General features: G+C 71.4%; 27 protein-coding genes and 1 pseudogene. 17 read left to right on the top strand and 11 right to left on the bottom strand.

Going from position 1 to position 23484, the window contains the following annotated elements:
* Positions 1 to 152 precede the first annotated feature (152 nt).
* The 3 genes from Q1N79_RS16690 to Q1N79_RS16700 are packed head-to-tail and all read left to right on the top strand — an operon-like array spanning position 153 to position 3075.
* Positions 153 to 1517, top strand: a complete 1365-nt coding sequence (locus tag Q1N79_RS16690) for an aldehyde dehydrogenase family protein (RefSeq protein WP_300609997.1) — start codon at positions 153 to 155, stop codon at positions 1515 to 1517.
* A gap of 50 nt (positions 1518 to 1567) precedes the next feature.
* A complete protein-coding gene (locus Q1N79_RS16695; protein WP_300609998.1) occupies positions 1568 to 2119 on the top strand; it encodes a sigma-70 family RNA polymerase sigma factor in 552 nt (183 codons plus the stop codon).
* A 26-nt stretch (positions 2120 to 2145) separates the two neighbouring features.
* Complete coding sequence (locus Q1N79_RS16700) at positions 2146 to 3075, top strand: hypothetical protein (protein ID WP_300609999.1); 930 nt, start codon at positions 2146 to 2148, stop codon at positions 3073 to 3075.
* Between the two features lie 7 nt (positions 3076 to 3082).
* On the opposite strand, the gene Q1N79_RS16705 is transcribed toward Q1N79_RS16700, so the two are convergent.
* The 3 genes from Q1N79_RS16705 to Q1N79_RS16715 form a co-directional block, all read right to left on the bottom strand.
* Entirely contained in the window at positions 3083 to 3544 is a 462-nt protein-coding gene (locus Q1N79_RS16705) for a MarR family transcriptional regulator (protein ID WP_300610000.1), read from the bottom strand.
* A gap of 74 nt (positions 3545 to 3618) precedes the next feature.
* Complete coding sequence (locus Q1N79_RS16710; protein ID WP_300610001.1) at positions 3619 to 4932, bottom strand: hypothetical protein; 1314 nt, start codon at positions 4930 to 4932, stop codon at positions 3619 to 3621.
* Positions 4933 to 4953: 21 nt separating this feature from the next.
* Positions 4954 to 5346, bottom strand: a complete 393-nt coding sequence (locus Q1N79_RS16715) for a hypothetical protein (protein ID WP_300610002.1) — start codon at positions 5344 to 5346, stop codon at positions 4954 to 4956.
* Between Q1N79_RS16715 and Q1N79_RS16720 the strand changes: the two genes are divergently transcribed.
* The 3 genes from Q1N79_RS16720 (at position 5339) to Q1N79_RS16730 (ending at position 7696) form a co-directional block, all read left to right on the top strand.
* On the top strand, positions 5339 to 5623 hold the full coding sequence (locus Q1N79_RS16720; protein ID WP_300610003.1) for a hypothetical protein: 285 nt from the start codon (positions 5339 to 5341) through the stop codon (positions 5621 to 5623). The genes Q1N79_RS16715 and Q1N79_RS16720 overlap by 8 nt on opposite strands.
* Positions 5624 to 5761: 138 nt before the next feature.
* Positions 5762 to 6058, top strand: a complete 297-nt coding sequence (locus tag Q1N79_RS16725) for a hypothetical protein (RefSeq protein ID WP_300610004.1) — start codon at positions 5762 to 5764, stop codon at positions 6056 to 6058.
* Positions 6059 to 6544: 486 nt separating this feature from the next.
* The gene (locus Q1N79_RS16730; RefSeq protein WP_300610005.1) at positions 6545 to 7696 is read left to right on the top strand and encodes a sugar MFS transporter; all 1152 of its coding nucleotides are present in this window, start codon (positions 6545 to 6547) and stop codon (positions 7694 to 7696) included.
* Between the two features lie 65 nt (positions 7697 to 7761).
* On the opposite strand, the gene Q1N79_RS16735 is transcribed toward Q1N79_RS16730, so the two are convergent.
* The 3 genes from Q1N79_RS16735 to Q1N79_RS16745 form a co-directional block, all read right to left on the bottom strand.
* The gene (locus Q1N79_RS16735) at positions 7762 to 8535 is read right to left on the bottom strand and encodes a PIG-L family deacetylase (RefSeq protein WP_300610006.1); all 774 of its coding nucleotides are present in this window, start codon (positions 8533 to 8535) and stop codon (positions 7762 to 7764) included.
* Between the two features lie 68 nt (positions 8536 to 8603).
* Positions 8604 to 9056 (bottom strand): DUF1707 domain-containing protein, encoded by a 453-nt coding sequence (locus tag Q1N79_RS16740; RefSeq protein WP_300610007.1) that lies wholly within the window; start codon positions 9054 to 9056, stop codon positions 8604 to 8606.
* A 13-nt stretch (positions 9057 to 9069) separates the two neighbouring features.
* Positions 9070 to 9357, bottom strand: a complete 288-nt coding sequence (locus Q1N79_RS16745) for a PspC domain-containing protein (RefSeq protein ID WP_300610008.1) — start codon at positions 9355 to 9357, stop codon at positions 9070 to 9072.
* A 153-nt stretch (positions 9358 to 9510) separates the two neighbouring features.
* Here Q1N79_RS16745 and Q1N79_RS16750 point away from each other — a divergent pair, with 153 nt between their 5' ends.
* Both Q1N79_RS16750 and Q1N79_RS16755 read left to right on the top strand, forming a co-directional pair.
* A complete protein-coding gene (locus Q1N79_RS16750) occupies positions 9511 to 10959 on the top strand; it encodes an ATP-binding protein (RefSeq protein ID WP_300610009.1) in 1449 nt (482 codons plus the stop codon).
* Positions 10956 to 11627, top strand: a complete 672-nt coding sequence (locus Q1N79_RS16755; protein ID WP_300610010.1) for a response regulator transcription factor — start codon at positions 10956 to 10958, stop codon at positions 11625 to 11627. The genes Q1N79_RS16750 and Q1N79_RS16755 overlap by 4 nt, the downstream gene beginning before the upstream one ends.
* 25 nt (positions 11628 to 11652) lie before the next feature.
* Here Q1N79_RS16755 and Q1N79_RS16760 read toward each other — a convergent pair whose 3' ends face one another.
* A complete protein-coding gene (locus Q1N79_RS16760) occupies positions 11653 to 12813 on the bottom strand; it encodes an OmpA family protein (protein ID WP_300610011.1) in 1161 nt (386 codons plus the stop codon).
* A gap of 1 nt (position 12814) precedes the next feature.
* Positions 12815 to 13606 (bottom strand): hypothetical protein, encoded by a 792-nt coding sequence (locus tag Q1N79_RS16765; protein ID WP_300610012.1) that lies wholly within the window; start codon positions 13604 to 13606, stop codon positions 12815 to 12817.
* Between the two features lie 541 nt (positions 13607 to 14147).
* Between Q1N79_RS16765 and Q1N79_RS16770 the strand changes: the two genes are divergently transcribed.
* From Q1N79_RS16770 to Q1N79_RS16785, 4 genes are all read left to right on the top strand, one after another.
* Positions 14148 to 15002, top strand: a complete 855-nt coding sequence (locus tag Q1N79_RS16770; RefSeq protein ID WP_300610013.1) for a helix-turn-helix transcriptional regulator — start codon at positions 14148 to 14150, stop codon at positions 15000 to 15002.
* 42 nt (positions 15003 to 15044) lie between these two features.
* A complete protein-coding gene (locus Q1N79_RS16775) occupies positions 15045 to 15257 on the top strand; it encodes a DUF397 domain-containing protein (RefSeq protein ID WP_300610014.1) in 213 nt (70 codons plus the stop codon).
* 186 nt (positions 15258 to 15443) lie between these two features.
* On the top strand, positions 15444 to 15635 hold the full coding sequence (locus Q1N79_RS16780) for a DUF397 domain-containing protein (protein WP_300610015.1): 192 nt from the start codon (positions 15444 to 15446) through the stop codon (positions 15633 to 15635).
* 412 nt (positions 15636 to 16047) lie between these two features.
* On the top strand, positions 16048 to 16854 hold the full coding sequence (locus tag Q1N79_RS16785; protein ID WP_300610016.1) for an alpha/beta hydrolase: 807 nt from the start codon (positions 16048 to 16050) through the stop codon (positions 16852 to 16854).
* An 18-nt stretch (positions 16855 to 16872) separates the two neighbouring features.
* On the opposite strand, the gene Q1N79_RS16790 is transcribed toward Q1N79_RS16785, so the two are convergent.
* The 3 genes from Q1N79_RS16790 to Q1N79_RS16800 form a co-directional block, all read right to left on the bottom strand.
* Positions 16873 to 17682 carry a hypothetical protein gene (locus tag Q1N79_RS16790; RefSeq protein WP_300610017.1) on the bottom strand — a complete coding sequence of 270 codons (810 nt, stop codon included), beginning with the start codon at positions 17680 to 17682 and terminating at the stop codon, positions 16873 to 16875.
* Between the two features lie 142 nt (positions 17683 to 17824).
* Positions 17825 to 18997, bottom strand: a complete 1173-nt coding sequence (locus Q1N79_RS16795; RefSeq protein ID WP_300610018.1) for a site-specific integrase — start codon at positions 18995 to 18997, stop codon at positions 17825 to 17827.
* Between the two features lies 1 nt (position 18998).
* Positions 18999 to 19445: a hypothetical protein gene (locus Q1N79_RS16800; RefSeq protein ID WP_300610019.1), complete on the bottom strand. Its 447-nt coding sequence runs from the start codon at positions 19443 to 19445 to the stop codon at positions 18999 to 19001.
* Between the two features lie 144 nt (positions 19446 to 19589).
* On the opposite strand from Q1N79_RS16800, the gene Q1N79_RS16805 reads away from it, so the two are divergent.
* The 5 genes and pseudogenes from Q1N79_RS16805 to Q1N79_RS16825 all read left to right on the top strand — a co-directional run.
* Entirely contained in the window at positions 19590 to 19787 is a 198-nt protein-coding gene (locus tag Q1N79_RS16805) for a helix-turn-helix domain-containing protein (protein ID WP_300610020.1), read from the top strand.
* A 55-nt stretch (positions 19788 to 19842) separates the two neighbouring features.
* Positions 19843 to 19992, top strand: a complete 150-nt coding sequence (locus Q1N79_RS16810; protein ID WP_300610021.1) for a hypothetical protein — start codon at positions 19843 to 19845, stop codon at positions 19990 to 19992.
* Positions 19989 to 20735, top strand: coding sequence for a bifunctional DNA primase/polymerase (locus Q1N79_RS16815; RefSeq protein ID WP_300610022.1), 747 nt, complete (start codon positions 19989 to 19991; stop codon positions 20733 to 20735). The genes Q1N79_RS16810 and Q1N79_RS16815 overlap by 4 nt, the downstream gene beginning before the upstream one ends.
* Positions 20732 to 22141, top strand: coding sequence for a phage/plasmid primase, P4 family (locus tag Q1N79_RS16820; protein ID WP_300610023.1), 1410 nt, complete (start codon positions 20732 to 20734; stop codon positions 22139 to 22141). Before Q1N79_RS16815 ends, Q1N79_RS16820 begins: the two co-directional genes overlap by 4 nt.
* Positions 22142 to 22970: 829 nt before the next feature.
* Positions 22971 to 23484: pseudogene (locus Q1N79_RS16825) on the top strand (hypothetical protein); the annotation flags it as partial.

Here is a 23484-nt window from a genome sequence, read left to right on the forward strand (position 1 = left end):
GAGGCGGTCCCGGCCGCGCGGGACGAGGCCGCGCTGCAAACCCTGAGCTGCGGGCTTGACGCCCCGCCGCTCCGCTCCGGCACTGTCAGGTACGCTCGGCACGTGACGGCCCAAGGGACCGAGGGTGCGGCGCGCCGCCGGGAGGACGGATCATGACAGCGGAGGACACGGCGGCTGCGCAGGCCGTCCGCACCGCCGCCCGCGCGGCCCGGGCCACCGTGACCGGGCTCGTGGCTGCCCAGGACGACGTCATCGCCGCCGCGCTCGCCGCGATGGCGGATGCTCTCGCCAAAGCCGCCCCCGCTGTCCTCGCGGCCAACGAGCAGGACATGCGCGCCGCCGCCGCCGACGGCCTGCCGGACGGGGTGCGGGACCGGCTCCGGCTCGACGCCCAGCGCCTGGCGGCGATGGCCGCCCAGCTCGAGATCCTGGCCGGAGTGCCGCCGGAGCCGGCCAGCCGTAAGCTCCGTGACCTGCCAGGCGGGCTCGTGCTCAGCGAGCGCCGCCGCCCGGTCGGCGTGATCGGGGCGAACTTCGAGGCTCGGCCGAACGTTGTCGTGGACGTCGCCTCACAGCTGATCAAGTCGCGTAACGCGGGCGTCCTGCGCACCGGCAGCGCGGCCCTGCGCTCGGCGATCGCGCTGGCGGACGAGGTGATCGCGCCGGCGCTCGCGAAGGCGGGACTTGACCCGGCGGCCATCCAGCTGCTCAGGCTGCCAGGCCAGGCGGCCGCGTACGCCCTGGTCCGCGAGCCGAAGCTCGTGCCGCTCGTGATCTTGCGCGGCAGCGGCGCGAGCACCCGCGCGCTGGCCGCTGAGGCGGCGGCGCACGGGGTGCGGACGCTTGCCCACGCTGACGGCGGCGGGGTGCTTTACGTCCATTCTTCCGCCGAACGGTCCGTGGCGGCTGCCCTGATCAGGGCCAGCCTGGACCGGCTCGGCGTGTGCAACAGGCTCAACCTGCTGCTGCTTGACCGCCAGCTGTGGGACGAGTGGCTGCCGGAGATCACGGCGCAGCTTGACGGGCTGGGCATCGCCGCTTCGCTGCCGCCGCACGACCATCCGCTCGGCTATGAGTGGGCGCTTGACCCGCGGCGGGAGGCGACCGTCACGATCGCGCCGGCCGGCAGCCCGGCCGAAGCGGCGGCGATCGCCAACGACGAGACGTCGGGCCTCGCGGCGGGGATCGCCGCCGCCGACGCGGACGCGGCGGCGGAGTTCCTCGGCGCCTACGCGGGCACGGGCGCCTTCTGGAACGCGACGACCAGGCTGCTCGACGGTTTCAAGCTGCTCGGGGTGCCGGAAACTGGGATCAACATCGACGCGGTACCCGGACCGCGGGGGCCGGTGACCTTCCGGGACCTTTCGCTGCGGCAGTTTGCCGTCACCCCAGCCTTACCAGGACGCTGGCACGGCGATTCGCCGCCAGAATGCGATAAACGGCGAATGGCTGCCATTATCGCCATCGATGGCCGCACGTTGAAGCGTTGTGCGTCATGTTGCTGGTTGCGATCATGATGCTGATTTGGCTGCGGGAAAGCTCTTAGAGTGTCGATACTCTGCATGTGGTGGGCGAGGACTTCGCGGCGCAGTTGGCGGCCGCCCAGGGCGGCAGCGAAAACGCTTTCGCGGTACTGTGGCGAGACGCGAACCCGGCCCTGCTTCGTTACCTGCGGGTCGTCGCCCCGGAGCACGCCGAGGATGTCGCGGCTGAGACCTGGGTCCAGGTCGTCAGGGGACTGCCCAGGTTCAGCGGTGACGAGGCCGCCTGGCGTGCCTGGCTGTTCACCACCGCGCGCAGGCGCCTGCTCGACCAGGCCAGGCTGCGCAAGCGGCATCCCGCCGAGCCGCTAGACGAGATCAGCGCGGCGGACATGCCGCGAACGGTCGGCGCGGACCAGATCGCCATGGAGAACATCGCGACCGAATCGGCGATGGCGCTGCTGTCCAGGCTGCCAGAACAGCAGGCGGAGGTGATCCTGCTGCGGGTCGTCGCCGGGCTGGATACCGACGTGGTGGCGGACATGCTCGGGCGGTCTCCCGGCTCGGTGCGCGTCGCCGCGCACCGGGGCCTGCGAAAGCTCGCGACCCTGCTATCTGGGGCAGGTGTAACGCTTTGACCGGGTACGGCGTTCCAGACGATGACATGCCAGACAGCTTCCTGCCTCCCGCCTGGGGTACCCCGCCATTTGACGACTGGGACCTCGATGCGCTGCTGTCCGGCGAAGCGGCTGACATCCCGGTGGCGCTGCGCCAGGTCGCGGAGGCCCTCACCGCGCTGCGCGCGGCCCCGACGTTCGCCGAGCTGCGCGGCGAGGCGACGATCATGGCCGAGTTCCGCGCGCTCGCCGAGTTCCGCGCCTTCGGGCTGCGGGAGGCCTCGGGGCCAGGCGGCCTCGCGCGCACCCTGGAGCTGCCCGTGGCGCCCTCGGCTCTCGCGCCAAGGCCCGCCGCGCGGCACCGGGGCCGGCGGCGGCGGACTGCCCGGCTGCTGAGCCGGCCGGCGGCGGTGGTCATGGGGGCCGCGGCCGCGGCCGTGATCGTCGCGGCGGTCACGCTCGCGGTAGTCGACATGCCAGGTCACGACCATCATCTTGTGCTCTCGTCGGCCACCTCCTCGGCCGGGGCGCACCCGTCGTCGCACGGCTCAACCTCGCCGAACCTCGCGGCGAGAGGAGCGACCCCTGCGCCGACCCCCACCCCGACGCCCACACCCGGCCCCTCGCCGAAGCAGTCCACAGCGCGCAGGCTGTGCACCGAGTACTACGGCAATTTCGTGCACCCGCAGCCGCAGTCCGAGTGGTACGCGGAGTTTGCCATCTTCCAGCAGCTCAGCGAGCGGGCGGGAAGCCCCTACCGTGTGCTCAGCTACTGCAAGCCGTACATCGCCAGCCTGTTCCCGCACGGGTACCCCTGGGCCAGCCAGCAGCAGCGTGCATACCAGGCTGCGGCGGGGAACGCCGGCCAGGGCAACCAGGGCCAGGGAGCGTCCACCGGGGCTCCGCAGCCGAGCCCGGGTGCGAGCGGCAGCTCGGGGCAGGGAAATCAGGGCGGACAGCCAGGCTCGCACCCGTAGCCGCGGCTCAGCGGGGCTGCCCGGTCAGGGCCGCCACGATGGTCGCGCAGGCCTGCTCGAACGCCGCGCGCTCGTCCTCGCTCAGCCGGTCGAACATCAGCCGCCTGACGGCGGCCACGTGCCCGGGAGCGGCCGACCCGATAGCGTCGGCCCCGGCCGCCGTGAGCACGACGAATGCGCCCCTGCCGTCAGCCTCGCACTCCTGCCTGGCGACGAGCCCGCGCCGCTGCATCCGGGTGAGCTGATGGGAGAGCCGGCTCTGCTCCCAGTTCAGCGCCTCGCAGATCTGGAACGGGCGCAGCACCTGCCCGGGCGCCTCGCTGAGCTGCACGAGCACCTCATATTCCGGCAGGGTGAGCCCGGAGTCCTGCTGTAGCTGCCGGTTGAGCGCGGCAGGCAGCAGCGAGCTCATCCGCAGGTAGGTGCGCCATGCCCGCTGTTCGTCCGCCGTGAGCCAGTCTCCGCTCATTCTTCCAGCATAGCGCGGAATCAATGACAGATCATCTACCCTCGCGCCAAGATGTCAGCGCCGCCGGCCAGCGGTCAGCGCTTGCGCATCCGCCCGGGACGGCCTGTCGGCGGCCGGCTTGGTGAAATCGGCGTGGTCGGGTAGCGGCGCGGCCCCGACCACTGGGCCGGCACCGCGTCCACGGCGGACGCGATCGCGTAGGCGGCTCGCTCGTAGTTGACCCGCCAGCCGACGAAGTCGGGCCAGGCGTCTGCCGGTTCGCGCGTGATCGGGAAGCCAACCTCCCGCATCCGGCTCACCGCGTCGAGGAACTGCTCGTATGTCAGGGTGATGCCGGCGTCGGGGTCGGCCTCCTCAGGCACGTCGAAGCCCATCGCCCGCGCGATGCGGCCGAGGCAGGACCACCCCCCGCGCAGGCACAGCCTGGCGGGGACCGTGGGCGCTTCCCCGGGCGCGAGCGACAGCATGAGCGCCGCCGAGTCCAGGACCGCGAGCAGTGAGGTCACCCACGAGGAGAGCCAGTTCGGCGAGCGGAACCGGACCAGCGGCAGGTAGGTGGTGTGGCTTTCCGCGACGTCCGCGGCCCAGCGTTCCCACCGGTAGTACAGCTCGGGCAGGGTGTCGAGCGTCGACACGCCCGAGCCGAGCGCGTAATGCGTGCGCGCGAGCAGCTCCGGACCCCACGACGGGACCCCCGCCCGCGCGTTGAGCAGCGCCACCTCGGTCTCCCGCCGGTTGAACGCGGAGTACAGCGTCGGCAGGTAGCCGATCTGCAAGGCGACCACCCCCAGGCCGGTGGCCGCGGCGATGAAGGCGATCACGGCGGGCACGGTGCCTGGCGGCTCGGCGAACCCCAGCGTGAACATGGACGAGCCCGCGTCCGACAGCGCGGCGGCGACGCCGCTCTTCGCGAACGGCCACAGCACGAGCGTGAAGCCGGCGATGGCGAGCCCGAGCCAGCCGATGAGCTGGGTGACCAGGATCGCCGCCGCCTGCGTGGCGAGGATCCGGTCCCGCCTGGCGAAGTCGGCGACGCCTTTCGTCACCAGGCTGTACGCCGCGAGGACCACCCGGTCCGCCCCGCGGGTCAGCCAGGAGCCGACCGGCCGGGGCACGACCAGCGTTCCGATCACGCTGTTCCACGCGGTGAGCACGATGAGCACGCCGCACGCCGCCGCGACCCACCGGGCGGCGAGCGGTACGGTCATGGTTTCTCCTGCTTGGGCGTGCCACGGGCAGTTCTGGTCAGCTGGCTGGTAGCCGGCAGGCGGAACATCGGTGAGGTAGCCGTTCCCGTACGGCTGCGGGTAGACAGTGATCGTCCACGCCGTGCACGAGCTGTTGTCGATGCTATCGGCGGGGTTCTGGCGGCCACACCGGCCGCGCACCGCTGCCGCCCGCGGCCGGTGCTAGCAGTTCAGGTGGGTGGAGTGGTAGCTGGACGGCGGCGCGGTGATCACGTAGCTGCTGCCTTGCGGAACCAGGTACAGGGTGATCGTCCACATCGTGCACGAGCTGTTGTTGATGCTGTCGGCGGGATTCTGGTGGCTGGTGAACGAGACGGTCGCCGCCAGGTCGCCCGCTCCGGTGTCGGCGATCGAGGTGAGGGTTTCCGCGGAATCCTTGGTCGTCGCGTAGCCGGAGTAGAAGGACGACGAGGTGTCGCTCGCCTGCAGCTGTGCGTCGAGCAGGCTGTTGTACGCCGTGTAGTTGCGGGTGTTGATCGCGGTGAAGTAGCGGTTGAGCAGCGCTTGCACCGCTGGCGTGGCCGAGTTGGCCGCGACGCCCGGCGCGATGCTCACTCCCGTTGGCGACGGGCTGGGGTTCGCGGGTGCCGTCGGGCTTGGGGTCAGGCTTGCCGCGCTCGGCGCGGGCGACGGGGCTGGGGTGCTGGAGGCGAGGCGGGACGGGGACGTGACGGTCGCGTGGGCGGACGGCCCTGCGGTGGGGTGTCCCTTCATGGCCGAGACCAGCGCGAAGGCGCCGCCCCCGGCGGCGAGCACGGCCACGACCGCCACCGCCACGATCAGTGCCGTCTTCCTGCCGCCGCGCCCGGACCGCGGCGGCTGCCGCCCGTAGGCCGGCCACTGTTGCCCGGTCGGCGGCACCCGATTGGGCGGAATCGGGAACGGCGGCCGAGCGCCTGGCGGCTGAAAGGCCGGCGGCGCTGGCGGCGCCGCCGGCGCCGGCGGGGACGGCGGCCGGATCAGCGACTGCGTGGGCGAGGCCAGCCACGGGTCGTCCGGCGGTCGTGCCGCCCACGTCGGCTGGGCAGGCGGCGCCGCCGCTGGCGGCGGGCCGGGCGGCGGGTACGCCGCCCACGGCTGGGCTGGCGCGGGCTCGGCGACGGGCTGGTCCCACCGCGTCGGTCCCCACGCCTGGGGCTCTTCCGCGACCCGGGTCTCGGCCGCCACGGGCTCCTCGGTGAACTCCGCTCCGCAGGCGGTGCAAAAGCGCACGCCTGCGATGCGCTGCTGCCCGCACATCCTGCAAAAGCTCATGGCGTCCCCCTAAGCCTCCCCATGCCGCCGCGCTACCCAGCGGTGGCCGGCAGCGGTGCCGAGCCGTTCGTCACTGTCGCCGGCTGTCCGCAGCTTCCGCAGATTCCGCAGAATGCGTCGTCATCGCCCATCGGCGAACGGCAGTTGCCGCAGGTGGCTGCCATTACGGCTCCTCAGTCCCCCTTACCAGGCGGCGGCAAGGCCGCCAGTAAGCCTTGGGGCAGATTACCCCTATGAGGCGACATTGCGGAAGCCGGGGAAAGCGACGTTCCCTGTCATGTTTTTGTCCTATCGCCCGCCTCCTTCCGGGGCTATCAGTTGACGTCGGGGAGGCGGCGGTGTCCGTTCGGGCAAATCTAAAGAGATAGACTCACGGGCAGACATGGCAGGTTTTCGAGGAGTTGAGGTGGCCGGCCAACCACGCACGCGCTGACACCGGGTCCCGTCACCGCGTGCTGCTCGCGATCGCAGCACCCCTCAGCCGGAGGGCTTCCTCGCCGTGCCGCCATTCGCTCTTTCCTGCCTCACCTACCTGGGCATCGCATTGCCGGGTTCCACCCTGGGCATTCTGTGGCCGTCCATGCGGATCAGCCTCCATGAGCCGGTCGCCGCGCTCGGCATCGTGCTCGCCGCCGGCGTCGCCGCCTCGGCCGCCTCGAGCGCCGCGACCGGCCGGATCCTGGCGCGGGTGCCGGCCGGCCCGCTGCTGGCCGCCGCGAGCGCGCTCGTGGCCGGGGCGCTCGCCGTGGAGGCGCTGGCGCCGGCGCTGTGGCTGATCGCGATCGGGAGCGCGGTGTTCAGCACCGGCTTCGGGGCGATCGACGCCGCGCTGAACGCCTACGCCGCCGGGCACTTCGGCGCGCGGCAGGTCACCTGGATGCACGCCGGCTACGGCCTCGGCGCCACCCTCGGCCCCCTGCTCGTCACCGCCTTGCTGGCCGCCGGCGCGGGCTGGCGGTGGACCATGGCGGCGATGTCGTTCGCCGTCGCGGCGATCACCGTGATGCTGGCCGCGGCACGGCACAGGTGGAAGGTGCCCGCCGCGCCCGCCGCGGCGAAAGAAAATACAGCATCAGCCGAACGGTCCGGGCCGTCTCCTCGCCGCCACGCGATCCTGGCGGGGGTGGTGTTCACCGGCGTGGAGACCGGGGTCGAGTCGGCGGCCGGCATCTGGGGCTACGTGTTCCTGACCGGCGGCCGCGGCCTGCCGGCCGCGGTCGCCGGCATAGCGGTGTCGGCCTACTGGCTGATGATGTTCGCCGGGCGTGCGGTGCTCGGCCCGGTGGCCGAACGGGCCGGCGCCTCCCGGGTGCTCGCGCTCGCCGTCGCCGGGGTGCCGGCCGGCGCGCTGCTGATGGCGGTGCCGGGGCCTGGGCTCGTCGCGGTCGCCGGGATGATGCTGCTCGGGCTCGCCGCCGCGCCGGTGTTCCCGCTGCTCACCCTCACCACGGCGGACCGGTCCGGGGAGGGCGGCGCGACCGCGGCGGTGGGGCTGCAGATGGCCGCCTCCGCCGTCGGCAGCTTCGCGCTGCCGGCCGGCATCGGGCTGGTCATCGGGGCGGTCAGCGCGCGGGCGCTCGGCCCGGCGCTGCTCGCCCTCGCCCTGGCGATGTGCGGCGTCTACTGGCTAGCGGTGCGGGGCGCCGGTTGACGACCGCCCTCGTGCGCTGGGGGCCCTGCCGCCAGCAGGCGCGGCACTCCCTCGCACACCATCGTTTACCGGGCGTGCAAGATATCGTCAAGGACCGGACCGGGTGCGGCGGCCGGCTCCGTGAACCACTCGCGCCCGGCGAGCAGGGCGAAGACCGGAACGGGCAGCGCGGCCGCGAGCCGGAACAGCCGCGACGCGCGGCCCTTGCCGTCAGCCGGCGTCCGGTGCGCGGCCAGCGCGGCCTGCTTGGTCGCGGCGTAGCCGCGCACGTCCACCCGGTGCGTGATCGCGGCGCGCGGCGTGCCCGCGGTCCTGGCCGCCCGCTCGTTGGACCTGCTCACCAATCCTGGGCGGCTGAGCAGGCCGAACATCCGGATGGCGAGTTCCCTGGGCACCGTGGCCTCGAGCACGCGGACGCCCGTCAGCGCCGCGGCCATGGCGCCGACCTCGTGGACCTTGACGTGGTCACGGTGGCCGTAGCCGCCCTGCGCGTCGTAGCTGAGCAGCAGGTCGGCGTGCTCCTCGCGCAGCAGCGCGGCCAGCCTACCGGCGGCTTCGGCCGGGTCGGCGCGGGCGAACCGCACCCGCCCGGGCGGGTCGGCGTACAGTTCGCGGCCGTGGCCGCTGTCGGCGTAGCCGAGGTGCTCGGCCCGCGCGGCGCCCAGGATCGCGGCGCTGCGGCGAAACTCGTCCAGCCTGCTGTTCGGCGCCCCCACCGCGCCGTCGCAGGCGACCACGACCACGACCCGGTGACCGCCGGCGGCCAGCTTGGCCAGCGTCCCGCCGGTCAGCAGCACCTCGTCATCGGGGTGGGCGTGAAACGCGAGAACCGTCGCCACGAGACTTAGCCTGGCACGCGCGCTGCCCGCCGACGGCGGCAGCCTCCGTCAGCGGGCAGCAGGACGGCTCAGCGGTCGTTGCGAGCGCGGGGGGACCGGGCGATGAGCAGGATCGCCAGCACGATCACGCCGACCCAGACCCACGGGATGTAGATGGCGGCGAAGGTGTGCCACACCGCGACCATCAGCGCTATGCCGAGCCCCACGAGGAGCAGCGGGCGTGCTGACCTCCGGCGGTGCATCCGGTAGGGGACGGCCGGGCCGTGCTGCCCGGCCGTCCCCTGGGCCCCCGTCGGCTCAGGGTCGGGGAGGTCGTCGAACAGGCCGTCAAGGTCGCCGCGGGTCTTGGCGGCCATCGCCTGGCTGACCCGCTCGTCGAACTCGGCCTGGTCGAGCCGGCCGTCGCCGTAATGGGCGGCGAGGCGCTCGGCGACCGCGTTGCGTTCGGCGTCAGAGACGCGGATGTGCTGGTCGGAGTAGCGGATCCGCCGCGTCCACTGCTGGCCGGAGGTGGGAGACATCTGCGCGGCCCTCCTACCGTGATCCGTGCTGAAAGGAGTCGAGCAGCGAGCTGGCGATGGACTCGTCGGTGCCCTCTTCGGGGATGAGCAGCAGGCAGGCCAGGTAGGCCGGGATGCCTGCGCCGCCAAGGAAGGTGAACACCACGAAAGCCACCCGGACGATCGTGACGTCAACGCCGAGGTAGTCGGCGATCCCGGCGGCGACGCCGGCGAGCATGCGGCCGTGGTAGGCGCGGCGGAGCGGGGGACGGCCGGCGGGGATCGTTGGCTGCGGGTCTGTGTTCATGGTCGAAGTGCTCATGACTTAAGCCTGCGTCCGCCCGCCGCGGCGCGGTATGGGGGTCTGCCCTGGTAGAACCCTGACACCGGACGGGGCGGATAGGGGACAGCGTCAGGGGATCATCGGGGTAAGCCCGGATGGCCCCGGCCGGGTGCGGCGGGCGATGATGGTCGTGTGCAGGAACCGAGCGAACCGACGTGGCCGCCGTTCCGGTTCACCGACCAGGACGGCCGTCCCGGGCGGTCCGGCTGGGCCGACCGCCGTGAGCGGTTGGGCGGGCGCAGCTGGCACGCCGGTCGCGGCGGGGAGGAGGCACCTGACTGGCGCCGGCGCCCCGGCCGGGCGCACCGGTGGTGGCACCCTGGCGGCGGACCGCTGCGCCGCGACCCGGAGGACCGCCTGCTTGGCGGGGTCGCGGCGGGTTGCGCCGCCTGGTGCGGCTTCAGCACCACGGCGGTCCGCATCGTGTTCGTCGTCCTGGGGCTGTTCAGCCAGGGCTGGGCGATTCCGTTCTATCTCGGCGCCTGGCTGATGATCCCGGCGAAGGACTCCGAAGCCAGCATCGGCAGCAGGGCGCGGCACGACTCCCGCGGCATCGCCCTGGCCGTCGGGCTTGCCTCGGCCCTTTGCGTGCTGCTGCTCCTGGCCGGCGTGCTGAACGACGGCCTGCTCGAGACCGACGGCTGGCCGCAGGTCGTAAGCGTGGCGTGCCTCGCGCTCATCTGGCGGAACGCGTCCGGCAGCGAGCGAGCGGCGATGCGGCGCCTGATCGAACCGCTGGAGAGCCTCGGCCCCAGCGGGGACAAAGCGCGGCGCGGCCTGTGGATCCGGATCATCGCGGGGGTCGCGCTGATAGCCGGCGGGCTCGTCTGGCTGCTGACGTCGCACGAGAAGGCCACCATGCTGCGCCCGCTCGCCGGCGTCATGCTTGCGGCCGGCGGGCTCGTGCTGCTGCTCGGCCCCTGGTGGCTGCGGATCGCCAGGGACCTGGTGCTCGAGCGGCAGGCCAGGGCCAGGGCGGAGGAGCGGGCCGATATGGCCGCCCGGGTGCACGACTCGGTGCTGCAGACGCTCGCGCTCATCCAGCGCCGCGCCGACGACCCCCAGCAGGTCGTGCAGCTTGCCAGGGCGCAGGAGCGCGAGCTGCGATCGTGGCTGTTCGAGGGCCGCTCCCCCGGGGACGCCGACGTGACATCGTTCGCCGCCGGCATCCGGCAGATCCAGCAGGACGTCGAGGCCAGGCACGGGATTCCGGTCGAAGTGGTGACCGTCGGTGACTGCCCGCTCGGCGACGATCTCGCCGCCCTGCTCGCGGCGGCCCGCGAGGCGACCGTCAACGCAGCGAAGTGGTCAGGTGCCAGCGTGGTCTCGCTGTACGCCGAGGTCGAGCCGGACCAGGTGGAGGTAGCGGTCAGGGACCGCGGCAAGGGCTTTGACCCGGAGGCGGTTCCCGGCGACAGGAAGGGGCTGGCGGAGTCGATCCACGGCCGGATGACCAGGCACGGCGGCTCGGCGATCGTGAACTCCGCACCCGGTGAGGGGACGAAGGTGACCTTGACGATGCCGCGGACCGCGACGCCGGCCGGGCAGCCGCGGTCCGGGGCGGGGGGGAGCACCCGGTGAGCGGCGCGGTGCGCGCGGCTCCGCCGCGCGTGGTGCTTGTCGACGACCACGGCCTGTTCCGGTCCGGTGTGCGCGCTGAACTCGGCCGCCAGGTCGAGGTGGTCGGGGAGGCCGAGGATGTCGCCCCCGCGATCGAGCTGATCGGCCGGCTCGTTCCCGACGTTGTGCTGCTCGACGTGCACCTGCCGGGCGGCGGCGGGCAGGCCGTCATCGCCGCGGTGAAGAAGGAGCACCCCGATGTGAGGTTCCTCGCGCTGTCCGCCTCCGACGCGCCCGAGGACGTGATCGCCGTGATCAGGGCAGGCGCCCGCGGCTACGTGACGAAGACGATCAGCACGGCCGACCTGGCGGACGCGATCACGCGCGTGGCCGGCGGCGACGCGGTGTTCTCGCACCGGCTGGCCGGGTTCGTGCTCGACGCGTTCGCCGCCGCCCCGTCGCCCGAGGACGTCAAGCCGTCCTTCGACCCCGAGCTCGACCAGCTGACGAGCCGCGAACGCGAGGTCCTCCGGCTGATCGCCCAGGGCTACACCTACAAGGAGATCGCCAGGGAGCTGTACATCTCGGTCAAGACCGTGGAAAGCCACGTGTCGTCGGTGCTGCGCAAGCTGCAGCTGTCCTCCAGGCACCAGCTCACCCGCTGGGCCGCCGAACGTCGGCTGACCTGACGGTCACCGCATCGCGCTGCGCGGCTTACGACACGGCTGGGTCGACGATGACCTCGACACGGCGGTCGAGCGGCTGCCCGGTCGCCGTATTGGGGGCAACCGGGTCCGTGGCACCGTCGCCGTAGACCTGCAGCCGGTAGCTCGCCACCCCGTGGTCCGTGAGCCAGTCCGCAACCGCCCGCGCGCGGAGCTGCGAGAGCCGCTGGTTCCCGCCCGGAGTCGGGAGGTCGTCGGTGTAGCCGATGATGGTTGCCGTGGCGTCCGGATACTGGATGGTCAGCAGCCGCAGCAGCCGGCGAAGCTGCGGGAGCGCGGCGGCGGTGAGCCTGTACTGGCCGAGGCCGAACAGGACGCTGGTCAGCGGGGCGGCGATCGCGCCGTCGAGGGCCTGTCCGACCGCCGGTGCGAGCAGGTCGCCGTCCGCGCCGGTGAGCACGACCACCTTGCTCGCGCCTGCCTGCATCAGGCTGGCCCGCCAGGCGGCTTCGCCGCCGCCGCTTGCCGGGAAGTCGTCGACCACGACCGTGCTTCCCAGCAGCCCCGCGGGCGGGACGGGGACGGACTGCGCGGTCTCGTCGACGCCCACGATCGCGATGACGGCTCCCGTGTCGCCACCGTAACCGGTCTGCCGCAGGCTCCATAGGTCCGCGGCCGCCGCGCCCAGGCTCGCCGCGATATCCGGGCCCTGGTCACGCTGTGCGGTCAGCTGGGTGCGGACGCCCGCGAGGAGGCTGGTTGCCCATGCCGTGAGCTCGGCCTGCTGGAGTTCGCCGAGCGTCGCCCTATCGCGCAGCACGGCTGCCCGGTACTCCACCAGCGCCTTCGCATAGCGGGCTCGCTGGAAGCTTGTCGGGTCCGGGCCGGGCGGCGCAGGCTGGACGGGTGCCTGGACTGCAGGAGGAGGCGGGGCAGTCGAGGCCGCCAGGGTGGCCCCGGCGTCATCGCCGAGTATGATCACTTTCTCCCCGGTCCGCGCGGTCGCGGCGATGAGCGCCCCTGTTTCCCGCAGCGCCGCGGGCGAGTCCGGGTTGGTGATCACGACCAGCACGGCTGGCCGGGCCGCGGGGAGGGTCAGCGTCCCGCCGTGCGCCGAGGACCCGTGCAGGAAGCCGCAGCCCGACAGGCAGACCAGCAGTGCCCCGAGCGCTGCGGCGCGCCGGGAGAAGGCCCGCGCTGGCGCCTGCACCTTAGGTCCCCTTCCCGTGCAGGTGCTCCCTGGCCGCGGCCTCCAGCGTCGGCAGTTGCGCGGTCGGGCATGTCCGCAGCGCCGCGCGCCGTATCTGCCTCAGGTAGGCGTCGACGAGCTGATCCCGGTGCACCGCGTCCCTGTCGGCCGACTCGCGGGCCTCCTGCGCCGCCCGGGACGCCGCCCTGGCCCTGCGCCGCGCCCGCCACGCCAACGGCGTCTCGGCCGCCCGCAGCGCGCGGTAGCCGATGAACACGAAGACGGCCGTCGCCCCGGTGAACAGGGCCGCGCCTGCCACGGCCGCCACCGGGTCGCCGACCCCGATCGTCGCCAGGTACCAGAACCGGAGGACGCCGAGCAGCAGGATGAAGGCGCCGAGGAAGGCGACGAGCGAGCGCCAGGCCCGCCGGTGCCGGTCACGGTAGACGTCGAGGGTGACCTCACCGCCGGCGAGCACGGCCAGGAAGAGGAACGTCCACACCAGCGTGGCGTCCTGGCTTCCGTCGAGGGCCTGCGCGGCGAAGTAGCACGCGAGGCCGTCCAGTGCCACGGTCACCAGCGCGAACATCACCTGCCGTGGCAGTGCCGCGTGCCGCCGCTGTTCGGCCTGGATGGCCTGGTGCGCGACCTTCGCCTGGCGGGCGGAGGCCGCCGCCTGCCCGGCGGCCTCTTCGGCGCGCGCGGCCCGGTCGGCCGCGTCCCGCGCGCGCAGGTACTGGTCTTCCAGCGTGTCGTTGGACTCGTTGAGCTCGCGGATCAGGTCCGCGACGTCGATGGGTTGCGAGGTGGTCATGCTGTGTACTCCTGGTTCGCTAAGGGCTGAACCCTTGTTACTCCCAGCGTCGCATGAAATGGCAAATGCCAATAGTCTCTTGCCGACAGTTCTTTGCCTTTGGTTTTATGCCACGGCTCACCCTCGGCCGCGGTAGCGAGCAGCGCTCGATGACCGCAGTGACTCCAGTTCTAGGGAGTGGTCCTTGTGCATTACTCGGCGCGTCGCCTGATTAAGACCGGGGTCAGTCTCCGGAACGGCGCGGGAGCGCCCGGCCCTGGCGTCCGCGAGAGGCCGCCTGACGATCATGTCATCGCCCGCATCGGGCCGCCTGCCAGCGCCAACCTCGCTGCCGGGCGGCGTGGGACGTCCGCAGGCTCCGGCCCGACCCTGGTCACGGGGAGTCGCCGTTGTGCTTGGTCACCCCGTGTGGTTAAATCTGGCACATGCCAAGGGCATGAACCGCTAACGAACAGTTGGAGGCGGCGACCAGGGCAAAGATAGCCAAGCAGGAGCCTGCGCTTGCACAGGTCCGGCTCAGTTCAGCGAGGGGCGACATGCGGTGAGCGGTACGAGCCCGACCCTGCGTCAGCGAGAGCTCGGCCTGCGGCTAAGGCGGCTCCGCATCGGCCTCGGCATGACGGTCGAAGAGGTCGCGGACAGGCTCCTGTGCTCCCCGGCGAAGATCAGCCGGATGGAGACGGCGGCACGCCGGCCGTCGCCGCGCGACGTGCGTGACCTGTGTGCCCTCTACAAGGTTGACGAGGCCGGCACCGCGGAGCTGATGCAGCTCACCCGGCAGGCGCGGGAACAGGGCTGGTGGACGCAGTACGAGGACCTCAACCTCTACCCGTATATCGGGCTTGAGCAGGAGGCGTCGTCGATCACCCATTACGCGATGCACTATGTGCCCGCCTTGCTGCAGACCGAGGATTACGCGCGAGCGATCATCAAGGCCGTGCTTCCGGGCATTGATCCGAAGATCCTGCAGTATCGCGTGGAGGCACGGATCCGCCGCCAGCACTTGCTCGAGGGTGATAACCCGCCCCGCTATCGCGTGCTACTTGACGAGGCCGTGCTGCATCGGCAGATGGGCAGCGCCTCGCTCATGGCGGCCCAGCTCGCCAAGATTATCGAAGTCGTGCATGCTGGCAAGGCCACGATCCAGGTAATCCCTTTCAAGGTCGGCGCATATCCCGCGAGCGATTGCATGTTCGTGCTCTTGGAGTTCAGCGATCCCGTGCTGTCGCCACCGGTTGTTTACGTAGAGGGCCTGTTCGCCAGCCAGTACTATGAACGCCGGCCGAACGTGGACCAGTACCGGGAAGCCATTGAGTACCAGCGTGACTCTGCCCTCAGCCCACGGGAGTCGGTGCAGCGACTTGAGGACCAGCAGAAGGCTTACCTAAGTGAATAGAGTAGTACCGTGGGACCCGCAAAACCAACTGGAAGGGTACTGATGTCCATATACTCGGCGGCCTCTGGCGATGTTGCCTGGCGCATTTCAAGCATGTGCGATGCCGGTTCATGCGTGGGAGTGGCCCGCCAAGGCGAGTTTGTGCTTATCGGCAACACGGGCGATCCTGAGGGTCCCGTTTCTCAGTTTACCGTGGAAGAGTGGGGCGTTTTTCTCGCCGGCGCCAAGCTCGGTGACTTCGACGATCTCGCCTGACCAAGCGGCAATCCCGTGAGGGCCGGCGCGATCGCGCCGGCCCTCGTTTTGGCTATATCGGGCCGATCATTACTCATGTCACATACGTAACATAGTTCATCTTATATATTGACACAGGCCGAAGAACCTGTTTATCTCGGGCATGTAACTTGAGTCCGAGATCATGCTGGGGGCGTTGTGGGTCCTGTGCCGGCGAGCGAGCCTGCGTGGTATGCGGGGAGGCAGTGCGAATCCGGTGCCTGCGTCGAGGTGGGAACCCTTGACGACGTCGTGATGATGCGCAGCTCCCAGGCCCCGGACGTAGTTCTCCCGGTCAGCCGGGCCGAGTGGCGGGAGTTCCTCGCGGGGGCGAAGGAAGGCCTGTTCGACCACCTGTAGCCCGCGGCCAGGCATTCGCTGTCGGATTTGTCCCGTTCTGGGCCCCTCACGGCACCCGGCCGGGATAACGGGAAAGAAAAGGCCACCCCTGACCGGTATTTTCCTTCCCGATAATCGCCCTGTCCGGAATGTCCGGTTCCGGGATTCCGGCATACCGGGCATATCGGACTGCCGGGCAGCGGCCGGCAGGCACCCCGGCAGGCACCCCGGCAGGCACCCCGGCAGGCACCCGGCAGCGGGGACGCGCCTGCACCCGGCCGCGTGATCGTGACCCAGCCGCCAATTGGCTCCGGCCGGGGTGGCGGCGTCGCTAACTCGGGCGGTTCATGTGGCGCGGCGGACCGGTTTGGCGGCAAGATCGTCCCAGTAGCAGCCGGGCGGCTGTGGGGCCGCCTGATCCGGGGAGGCGACGATGCCGCTGGTGCAGGCGAACGATATCGAGATGTACTACGAGGTCACCGGCGAGGGCGAGCCGCTCGTCCTCATCCCCTACCTGGCCGCCGATCAGGCGTGTTACGCGTTCCAGGTGGCGGACTACGCCAAGCACTTCACCTGCTACACCGTGGACCTGCGCGGCGCCGGCCTGTCCGGCAAGCCGGAAGGCACGTACACGACCGAACTGCTCGCCGACGATGTCGCGGCGTTCATGCGGGCCGCGGGAATTCCCCGCGCGCATGTCGGCGGGGTTTCCCTGGGCGCGGCGGCCGGCATGTGGCTCGCGGCCAAGCACCCGTCGCTGGTCAAGTCGCTGTCGCTGCACAGCGCGTGGCACGCGACCGACCCCTACCTGCGGGCCGTCGTCGAGATTTGGCGGACGATGGCCAAGGCGCTGGACAGCGTCACCGACATGGTCATCCAGGGCATCTTCCCCTACTGCTTCACCCCGGAGCTGTACGCCGCCAAGCCGGACTACATCGACGCGCTCGCCGACTTCGTGCGCGGCCGGCCGATGCCGCCGGTGGACGCGCTCCTGCGCCAGTCCGGTGCCGTGCTCTCGCACGACGCCACCGCGGTGCTCGGCCAGATCCAGGCGCCGACCCAGGTCACGTTCGGGCGGCACGACTCGGTGACCTCGACCCGGTTCGCCGGGCCGCTCACCGAGGCGATCAAGGACTCCGAGCTTGTCATCTTCGAGGACTGCTCACACGCGGCCATCTACGAGAACGTCGAGGAGTTCAACGCCACCACGCTGGCGTTCCTGACCCGCCACGCGGGGTGAGCACGCGGGGTGCGGCTGTTACCGGGCGCGGATGTCCGGGGCACGGCTCTCCCGGCCCCACGCCCGGTCGTGCTCCGACAGGCTCGCCAGGCGCCGCGCGATCCGCCTGCGCAGCGGGTCGTCTTGCGCGCGGATCTGCTCGATCAGCGCCGTGACGTGCGCGCGGACGTGCACGCGCCACGCGTCGGTCTGGGCGAGCGTGGCGGAAACCGGCGGCGGTTCGATCGCCAGGATCTGTTCCGCGTACCGTTCGAGCAGCGTGCCGAGCGGGCCGCGGGAACCGCGCACCCGCAGCGCGGAGATCTTCTGCAGGTCCAGCAGGTGCTCGGTCTGCGGTGACGCGACGACACGGCGTTCCAGGTCCCATGCCGAGCTGGTGAGCCACCGGGGGTTCGCCGACCCGTCCGGGTTCAGCGCCGGGACGACGTAGGCGGCCCGGGCGCCCGGGGCGCGCCGCCACGCGCGCCGCTCGTCGCGGCGCAGCGAGGCGAACGCCCGGCTCTCCAGCTGCAGCTGGCGCTTGGCCCACAGGTACTCCTCGAGGAAGCCGGCGTTCTGCGGCCACTCGAGCTCGTCAAGGGCCTGCAGCACGACCTCGCGGATCGGCGGGCCGGGCCTGGTCGCGCGGATGCCGGCGCTCTCCGTGCGCCGGAGCTGGCCGATCAGGTCCTCGCGTCGCTGGTCCAGCCGTTCGAGCATGGTGGCCTGCGCCACGAGGTCAGCGACGGGCACCTCATCGTCGCCCGCGTCCGCCGCGAGCCGCCGCGCCAGGCGCAAGCTCTGCTCGAGCGTGACAACGAGTTCCTGGCGAACGGCGGGCAAGCTCACAGCGTGCACTGTACCCAGCGCCCATGGCCGTGATGCATGGACCTCCCCATGCGATTGACGCATGGGGCAGTACGCCGTATAGCTGCGCTTACACCTCCCCGGCACGGGCGGGGAGCCAATCGCGGGAGCCTACAGGGGGTCATCACGCGCCCCCGGTCCCGAACACGTCGTCCATCGCCGCGGCGGCCTTCGCCACCTTGTCGGCGATCTGGTGCCGGTAGACAGTGCGCGTGACGCCGCTGTTGACGTGGCCCGCGGCGTCGGCGATCAGCTCGATGTCGACCCCGGCGTCGGACAGCACCGACACGAAGGTGTGCCTCTGCTCGTGCGGGTGCCACCCGGCGCCGATGCCGGCCTTCTTGCACACCTGCTTGAACCGGCGGTTGATCTCCTGGCGCCGGAGCGGCTGACCGGCGGCGCTGCAGAACACGAGGTTCATGTCCCCGTAGTACGGGCCGAGCCGCAGCCGGTCGGCGGCCTGGGCGGCGCGGAGCGCGCGGAGCGCCTCGGCGACCCTCACCGGCAGCTGCAGGGTCCGCTTCGACCGCTCGGTCTTCAGCGCCTCAAGGCGCAGCACGGTCTTCAGCGGCGACCCGGCCGGCGCCGTCACCTCCTTGAGGCTGTGGCGGACGCGGAGCACGCCCGCGGCGAAGTCAACCTCATTCCACGTGAGGCCGGCCAGCTCGCCCGGCCGCAGGCCGCACAGGATGCCGGTCATCAGGTAGGCACGCCACCACGGCGTCAGCCCGGACGCGAACAGCGCGCGGACCTGGTCCAGCGTCATCGAGTCCGACTTCTTCAGGGTGCCGCGCGGGGTCTCGGCCAGCGCGGCGGCGTTCCTGCCGACCAGGCCGTCACGCTCGGCCCGCCGGATGGCGCGGGCCAGGAGTCCCTTGGCCAGGCCGATCGTCCTCGTGGACAGTCCCTCGCGGGCCATGCCGGCGAGGAACCGCTCGACGTCGCCGGGCGCCAGCTTCGCCAGCCGGATCTTGCCGATCGCGGCGATGATCCGCTCGCACGTGTCGGTGTTCACCTGGAACGTCGACTCGGCCCGCCACTCGGCGGGCGGGTTCGCGAGCAGGTCCCGGATCACCGTCTCGACAGTCAGGTCGCGGCGTCCCACGGTGCCGGTGCGGCGCTTCTCCTCGCGCAGCGCGTCCAGCTTCTCCCTGCACCCGGTCTTGCTCGCGGCCGAGACCTTCCGGCGGCGGCGGCGCCCGGTCTCCGGATCGCGGCCGATGTCGACCGTGCCCACCCAGCAGCCGCGGGCAGCGTCGAAGAACACGCTCCCGTCGCCGCGCGACCGCCGGGCCATGTCAGCCTTCCCCCTCCGCGGGAGGCCACTTGCCCTCGGCCATCCGGTGCATCACGTCGCGCATCGCTGGCGGGTAGTCCGGCCTGGCGATGACCGGCTTGTCGCCGTCCCACTCGATCTCGCCCGCCACCCACCGGTTCGTGGCCGACAGCCGGACTGAGTGCACCGCGATAGCCGGGCCGTCCGGCTGCAGCTCCACCACCTGGTCCTCGTCGACCGGGGCCATCAGCCTGCTGATCGTGGTCTCCAGCGCGAAGGCAAGCCCGGCGATCTCCTCGGCCAGCAGGCGCCTGTCGCTGCGCTCAGACTTGGAGACGGTCTGCGGGACCCACTGGGTGAACCCGAGAGCGCGCATGCGCGTCGCCAGGTTCGCCTGGCCGATGCCGACACGGCTGCGTGCCGCGCGGAGATTCCTGGCCAGGACTGTCTGGTAGCTGTCGGGCGCCATAGCCCTGAGTATGCACTCTCATAGTTAGTCCTGCAAGCTCCATGACGGTTTGCGTTACGCCGTGGCGTTGCAGGTTGCGCCATCAAAGTTTTAATGCAACCCTAGAGGCGTACAGCTAACCGTCATGGTTCGGAAGGATCTCTCGTGGCTATCACGCCTGCACCGCTGCTGACCGTCGCCGAGGTCTGCCAGCGGTTCAAGCTCGGCAAGAGCAAGGTCTTCGAGCTTGTTGCCACGCGGCAGCTCGAGTCCCTGAAGATCGACGGCGCCCGCCGCTTCACCGAGGATCAGCTCGCGGCTTTCATCGAGCGCCGGGCGACTGCCAGCAGGGCATCGGCGTAGGCCGATGGCCACAAGCGGCGAGGACCGCCCCCGGCGAAAGGGCGGCCCTCGGAAGATGCACACGGGCAGCGGCACCACCAACAGGGTAACCCAGTGCCCGCTGATCGCCGCGGCATTGCGGATCGGCGATTACGAGGTCCTGCTCGCCGTCGCCGAGTACCACCCGGCAGAGCAGTGCCCGGCCCGGCGCGAGCGTGCCGCGTGACCGCCGCCCTGCGCCAGGCGCTCGCCTACGCCGCTGCGGGGTGGCCGGTGTTCCCTTGCAAGGCAGGATTGAAGGTGCCGGACACGAACCACGGCTTTAAGGACGCCACGACCGACCCCGCCACCATCCGCCAGTGGTGGCCAGCCGGGAGCGACCGGAACGTGGCAATCGCGACCGGCGCACCCGGACCCGACGTCCTGGACGTCGACGTCAAGCCGGACGGCAGCGGCTGGGCGGCATTCAACCGGCTGAAGGCGGCCGGGCTGCTCACCGGAGCCCGCGCGCTGATCCGGACACCGTCCGGTGGACTGCACGCCTACTACGCGGGCAGCAGCCAGCCGAGCGGGCGCCTGGTGCGGCACTTCCTGGACTTCAAGGCCGCAGGCGGCTACGTGGTCGCCCCGCCGTCGGTCGTCGGCGGCCGGCCGTATGAGGTGCTCGACAACCGGGCCGCTGACGGCCGGGTCGACTGGCAGGCCGTGCGCCGGCTCCTGGATCCGCCGCAGCCGCCAGCCCGTCCCGGCAGCGGCGCCGGGTCAGGCGCCCTCGTGGCATGGGTCGCGACCCTGCACGAGGGCAACCGGAACGCCGGGCTGTTCTGGGCTGCGTGCCGGATGGCCGAGAACGATTCCCCCAACGGAGACCTCGAGCAGCTCGTTGCCGCAGCCGTACAGGTCGGGCTGCCCGAAGACGAGGCGCGCCGCACGGTCGCGAGCGCGGCCAGGAAGGCGGCGGCACGGTGAAGCTGGAGGACCTGGACCAGCCGGGCGGGAACGGTCAGCAGTGGGGCGACCCGCTGCCGGATGAGCCGAAGACTGAGCTCGGCTACGCCCACCGGCTGGTCCTGATCTACGGTGACCGGCTGCGGTACGTGCCCGCGTGGCGGCGCTGGCTCGTCTGGGACGGCAAGCGCTGGGCGCACGACTCCACCGGCCAGGCCGCGCGCTGGATGAAGTCCATCGCCCGGCGCGTCACCGCCGATGCTCTCGCGATCGAGGACGAGCAGCATCGCCGGTCGGCGCTCAGCAGCGCCCGCCGTGGCGAGTCATCGGCCGGGGTCAGCGGCGCGCTCACCCTGGCGGGAACCGAAGCGGGGATCGTCGTCACCCCGGACGATCTTGATTCTGACCCCTACCTGCTCAACTGCACTAACGGAACCCTCGACCTGCGGACCGGCGAGCTGCGTGCTCACGACCCTGCCGACCTGCTCACCAAGATGGCCGGCGCGGCGCTCGATCCGGGCGCGCCGGGCGCGGTGTTCAGCGGCTTCCTGGACCGCGTCCAGCCCGAGGCGGAGATGCGCGCCTACCTTGCCCGCCTGACCGGTCACGCCCTTGAGGGCCGCGTTGTCGAGCACATCCTGCCGATCTTCCACGGCGACGGCGCCAACGGGAAGGGCACGTTCGTCGGCGCCATCCTGGCTGCGCTCGGCGACTACGCGGACGCCGCAGACACCGAGCTGCTCAACGCGCGGACATTCGACGCCCACCCCACCGGGGTCGCTGACCTGTTCGGGCTGCGCCTGGCGGTATTGCACGAGAGCGATGCCGGCCGCCGCCTGGCCGAGGGCACTGTCAAGCGGCTGACCGGCGGCGACCGGCTCAAGGCCCGGCGGATGCGCGAGGACTTCTGGCACTTCGAGCCCTCACATACATTCGTCATGCTGACCAACCACAAGCCCGTGGTCAGCGGCCAGGACGAGGGCATCTGGCGCCGCCTGCGGCTCGTCCCGTGGAACGTGGTGATCCCCGCTGAAGAACGGGACGACCGGCTCGCCGACCGGCTGCGGCTCGAATCGGACCACGTCCTCACCTGGCTCGTCCGCGGCTACCAGGACTGGCGGGAACGCGGTTTCTCGGAACCCGAGCAGGTCACCAAGGCGACGGCCGCATACCGGGACGGCGAGGACGCCCTCGGCCGGTTCGTCGACCAGCGCTGCCTGACCGGCCCGAACTTCCACGTCAGGTCGTCGGAGCTGTATGCCGCATGGGCGAAGTGGTGCACCACGGAAGGCGTGGAGTCCGGCACGAACAAGTCGTTCACCGAGTCGCTTCAGAACCGCGGATATCAGACGGAGAAGACCCGCGTGGGCATGGTCTGGCGGCGGCTCGGGCTGGCCGCCGATGAAGCACCCGATGAAGGGTTGTGAAGGATGTGAAGGTCTATCAGGCAAAGCGCGCGCACGTGTGGAAGGCAAAGGTGCAAACCCTACACACCCTTCACACGCGGGCGGTGACCCGGTGAAACCTGCACCTCACGTACACGCCGACCTGCCGCCCCCGTGACCGGCGGCTGGGAAGTCGACCGCCAGGCCGAGCGCCACGTCAGACCCGGACACCCCTGCGGCGCACCCGGCTGCGAGAGACCCATCTACCCCGGCCAGCCCCCATATACAAGCCGGACGGCGGCGCGTGGAGACACGTCGACTGCGAGCACCGCAACCGCAACCGCAACGACAGCGACGGCAGCACCGCGGACACCACGCAGACGGCGCGGACGGCGACGCTGGATGGCGTAGTGACCACACCCCGCTGACCTGCGGCTATGCAGGATCGCCCGATGTCTAGTGGCGGTGCCGCACAGAGCCGCACGCCGCGCCAGAAAATTTTGCACGGCCGCGCACCGGGGGGGTCAACGCGATGACCTGCGCCGATGGTACGGATGGTCACCGGGAGGGTGTAAAAATGGCGCGCAGGGCTGCACTTCACGGCGCGGATGACGTGCTGACGCCCGCGATCGACCGCGCGATCGACGCGATCGGGCCGCCCGACTCTGACGCGGCGCTGTCATTCCGGGTGTGTTGTGCGGTTCTTACAAGGCCGATCGGGTGTCCAGGGCGATTCCGGGCGTGGTTTTGCGGCTTTCCGACAGTCGCGCTCGCTACGCTGGCTGTAGCGCGACCAGCGGCCACTTCACTGAGGGCCCGGGCGGCCGGCTGGTGCGCGGTGTTCCCGCCAGATGGCTGCAGGAGGCGCTCGTTGGCCAGGAAGTACGATCCCAACCGGCCGAGCGCGCCCGACCGCCGCCGGGCTCAGGCGTCTGGGCCGCACCTGATGGACCATGAGCCGGGGACCGGCTGGCACAGGCACGCTCATCCGCTGTTCGGCGACGGCGCCAGCCATGATCACCGGCATGCCGGTGACGGGCGGCACGGCGGGATCGAGTTCGATGCGGGGCCGTGTGCCGGGGCGCTGCCCGGCCCGGAGTTCGTCTCGGCCGGTTACGGCGGCGGTTACGGCCCCGGGTTCAGCTCCGGTTACGGTGACGGCCGGGCGGGCCGGATCATGGCGGCGGCCGGTGACGAGGACGGCCCGGTGTGCCTGACGTGCTCGGGCCGGGGCAGGCTGCTGCACCCGGTGACGGGTCACAAGGGCCGGGTCTGCCCGTCCTGTCTCGGGACGGGGGTTTACGACCCGGATAACCCGCCGGACGCCGCGGCGCAGGCCCGGGGCGTGATTTTCTCGGGGCGCGTGCTCGAAGAGCTGCGGCGGA

The organism is Trebonia sp., from assembly GCF_030042015.1.
GTDB lineage: Bacteria > Actinomycetota > Actinomycetes > Streptosporangiales > Streptosporangiaceae > Trebonia.

Coding starts and splice junctions, on each gene's coding strand:
- Q1N79_RS16690 (WP_300609997.1), top strand. CDS start 153: ATGACAGCGGAGGACACGGCGGCTGCGCAGGCCGTCCGCACCGCCGCC.
- Q1N79_RS16700 (WP_300609999.1), top strand. CDS start 2,146: ATGCCAGACAGCTTCCTGCCTCCCGCCTGGGGTACCCCGCCATTTGAC.
- Q1N79_RS16705 (WP_300610000.1), bottom strand. CDS start 3,544: ATGAGCGGAGACTGGCTCACGGCGGACGAACAGCGGGCATGGCGCACC.
- Q1N79_RS16720 (WP_300610003.1), top strand. CDS start 5,339: ATGCTCACTCCCGTTGGCGACGGGCTGGGGTTCGCGGGTGCCGTCGGG.
- Q1N79_RS16740 (WP_300610007.1), bottom strand. CDS start 9,056: ATGTCTCCCACCTCCGGCCAGCAGTGGACGCGGCGGATCCGCTACTCC.
- Q1N79_RS16745 (WP_300610008.1), bottom strand. CDS start 9,357: ATGAGCACTTCGACCATGAACACAGACCCGCAGCCAACGATCCCCGCC.
- Q1N79_RS16765 (WP_300610012.1), bottom strand. CDS start 13,606: ATGACCACCTCGCAACCCATCGACGTCGCGGACCTGATCCGCGAGCTC.
- Q1N79_RS16775 (WP_300610014.1), top strand. CDS start 15,045: ATGTCCATATACTCGGCGGCCTCTGGCGATGTTGCCTGGCGCATTTCA.
- Q1N79_RS16785 (WP_300610016.1), top strand. CDS start 16,048: ATGCCGCTGGTGCAGGCGAACGATATCGAGATGTACTACGAGGTCACC.
- Q1N79_RS16795 (WP_300610018.1), bottom strand. CDS start 18,997: ATGGCCCGGCGGTCGCGCGGCGACGGGAGCGTGTTCTTCGACGCTGCC.
- Q1N79_RS16800 (WP_300610019.1), bottom strand. CDS start 19,445: ATGGCGCCCGACAGCTACCAGACAGTCCTGGCCAGGAATCTCCGCGCG.
- Q1N79_RS16810 (WP_300610021.1), top strand. CDS start 19,843: ATGCACACGGGCAGCGGCACCACCAACAGGGTAACCCAGTGCCCGCTG.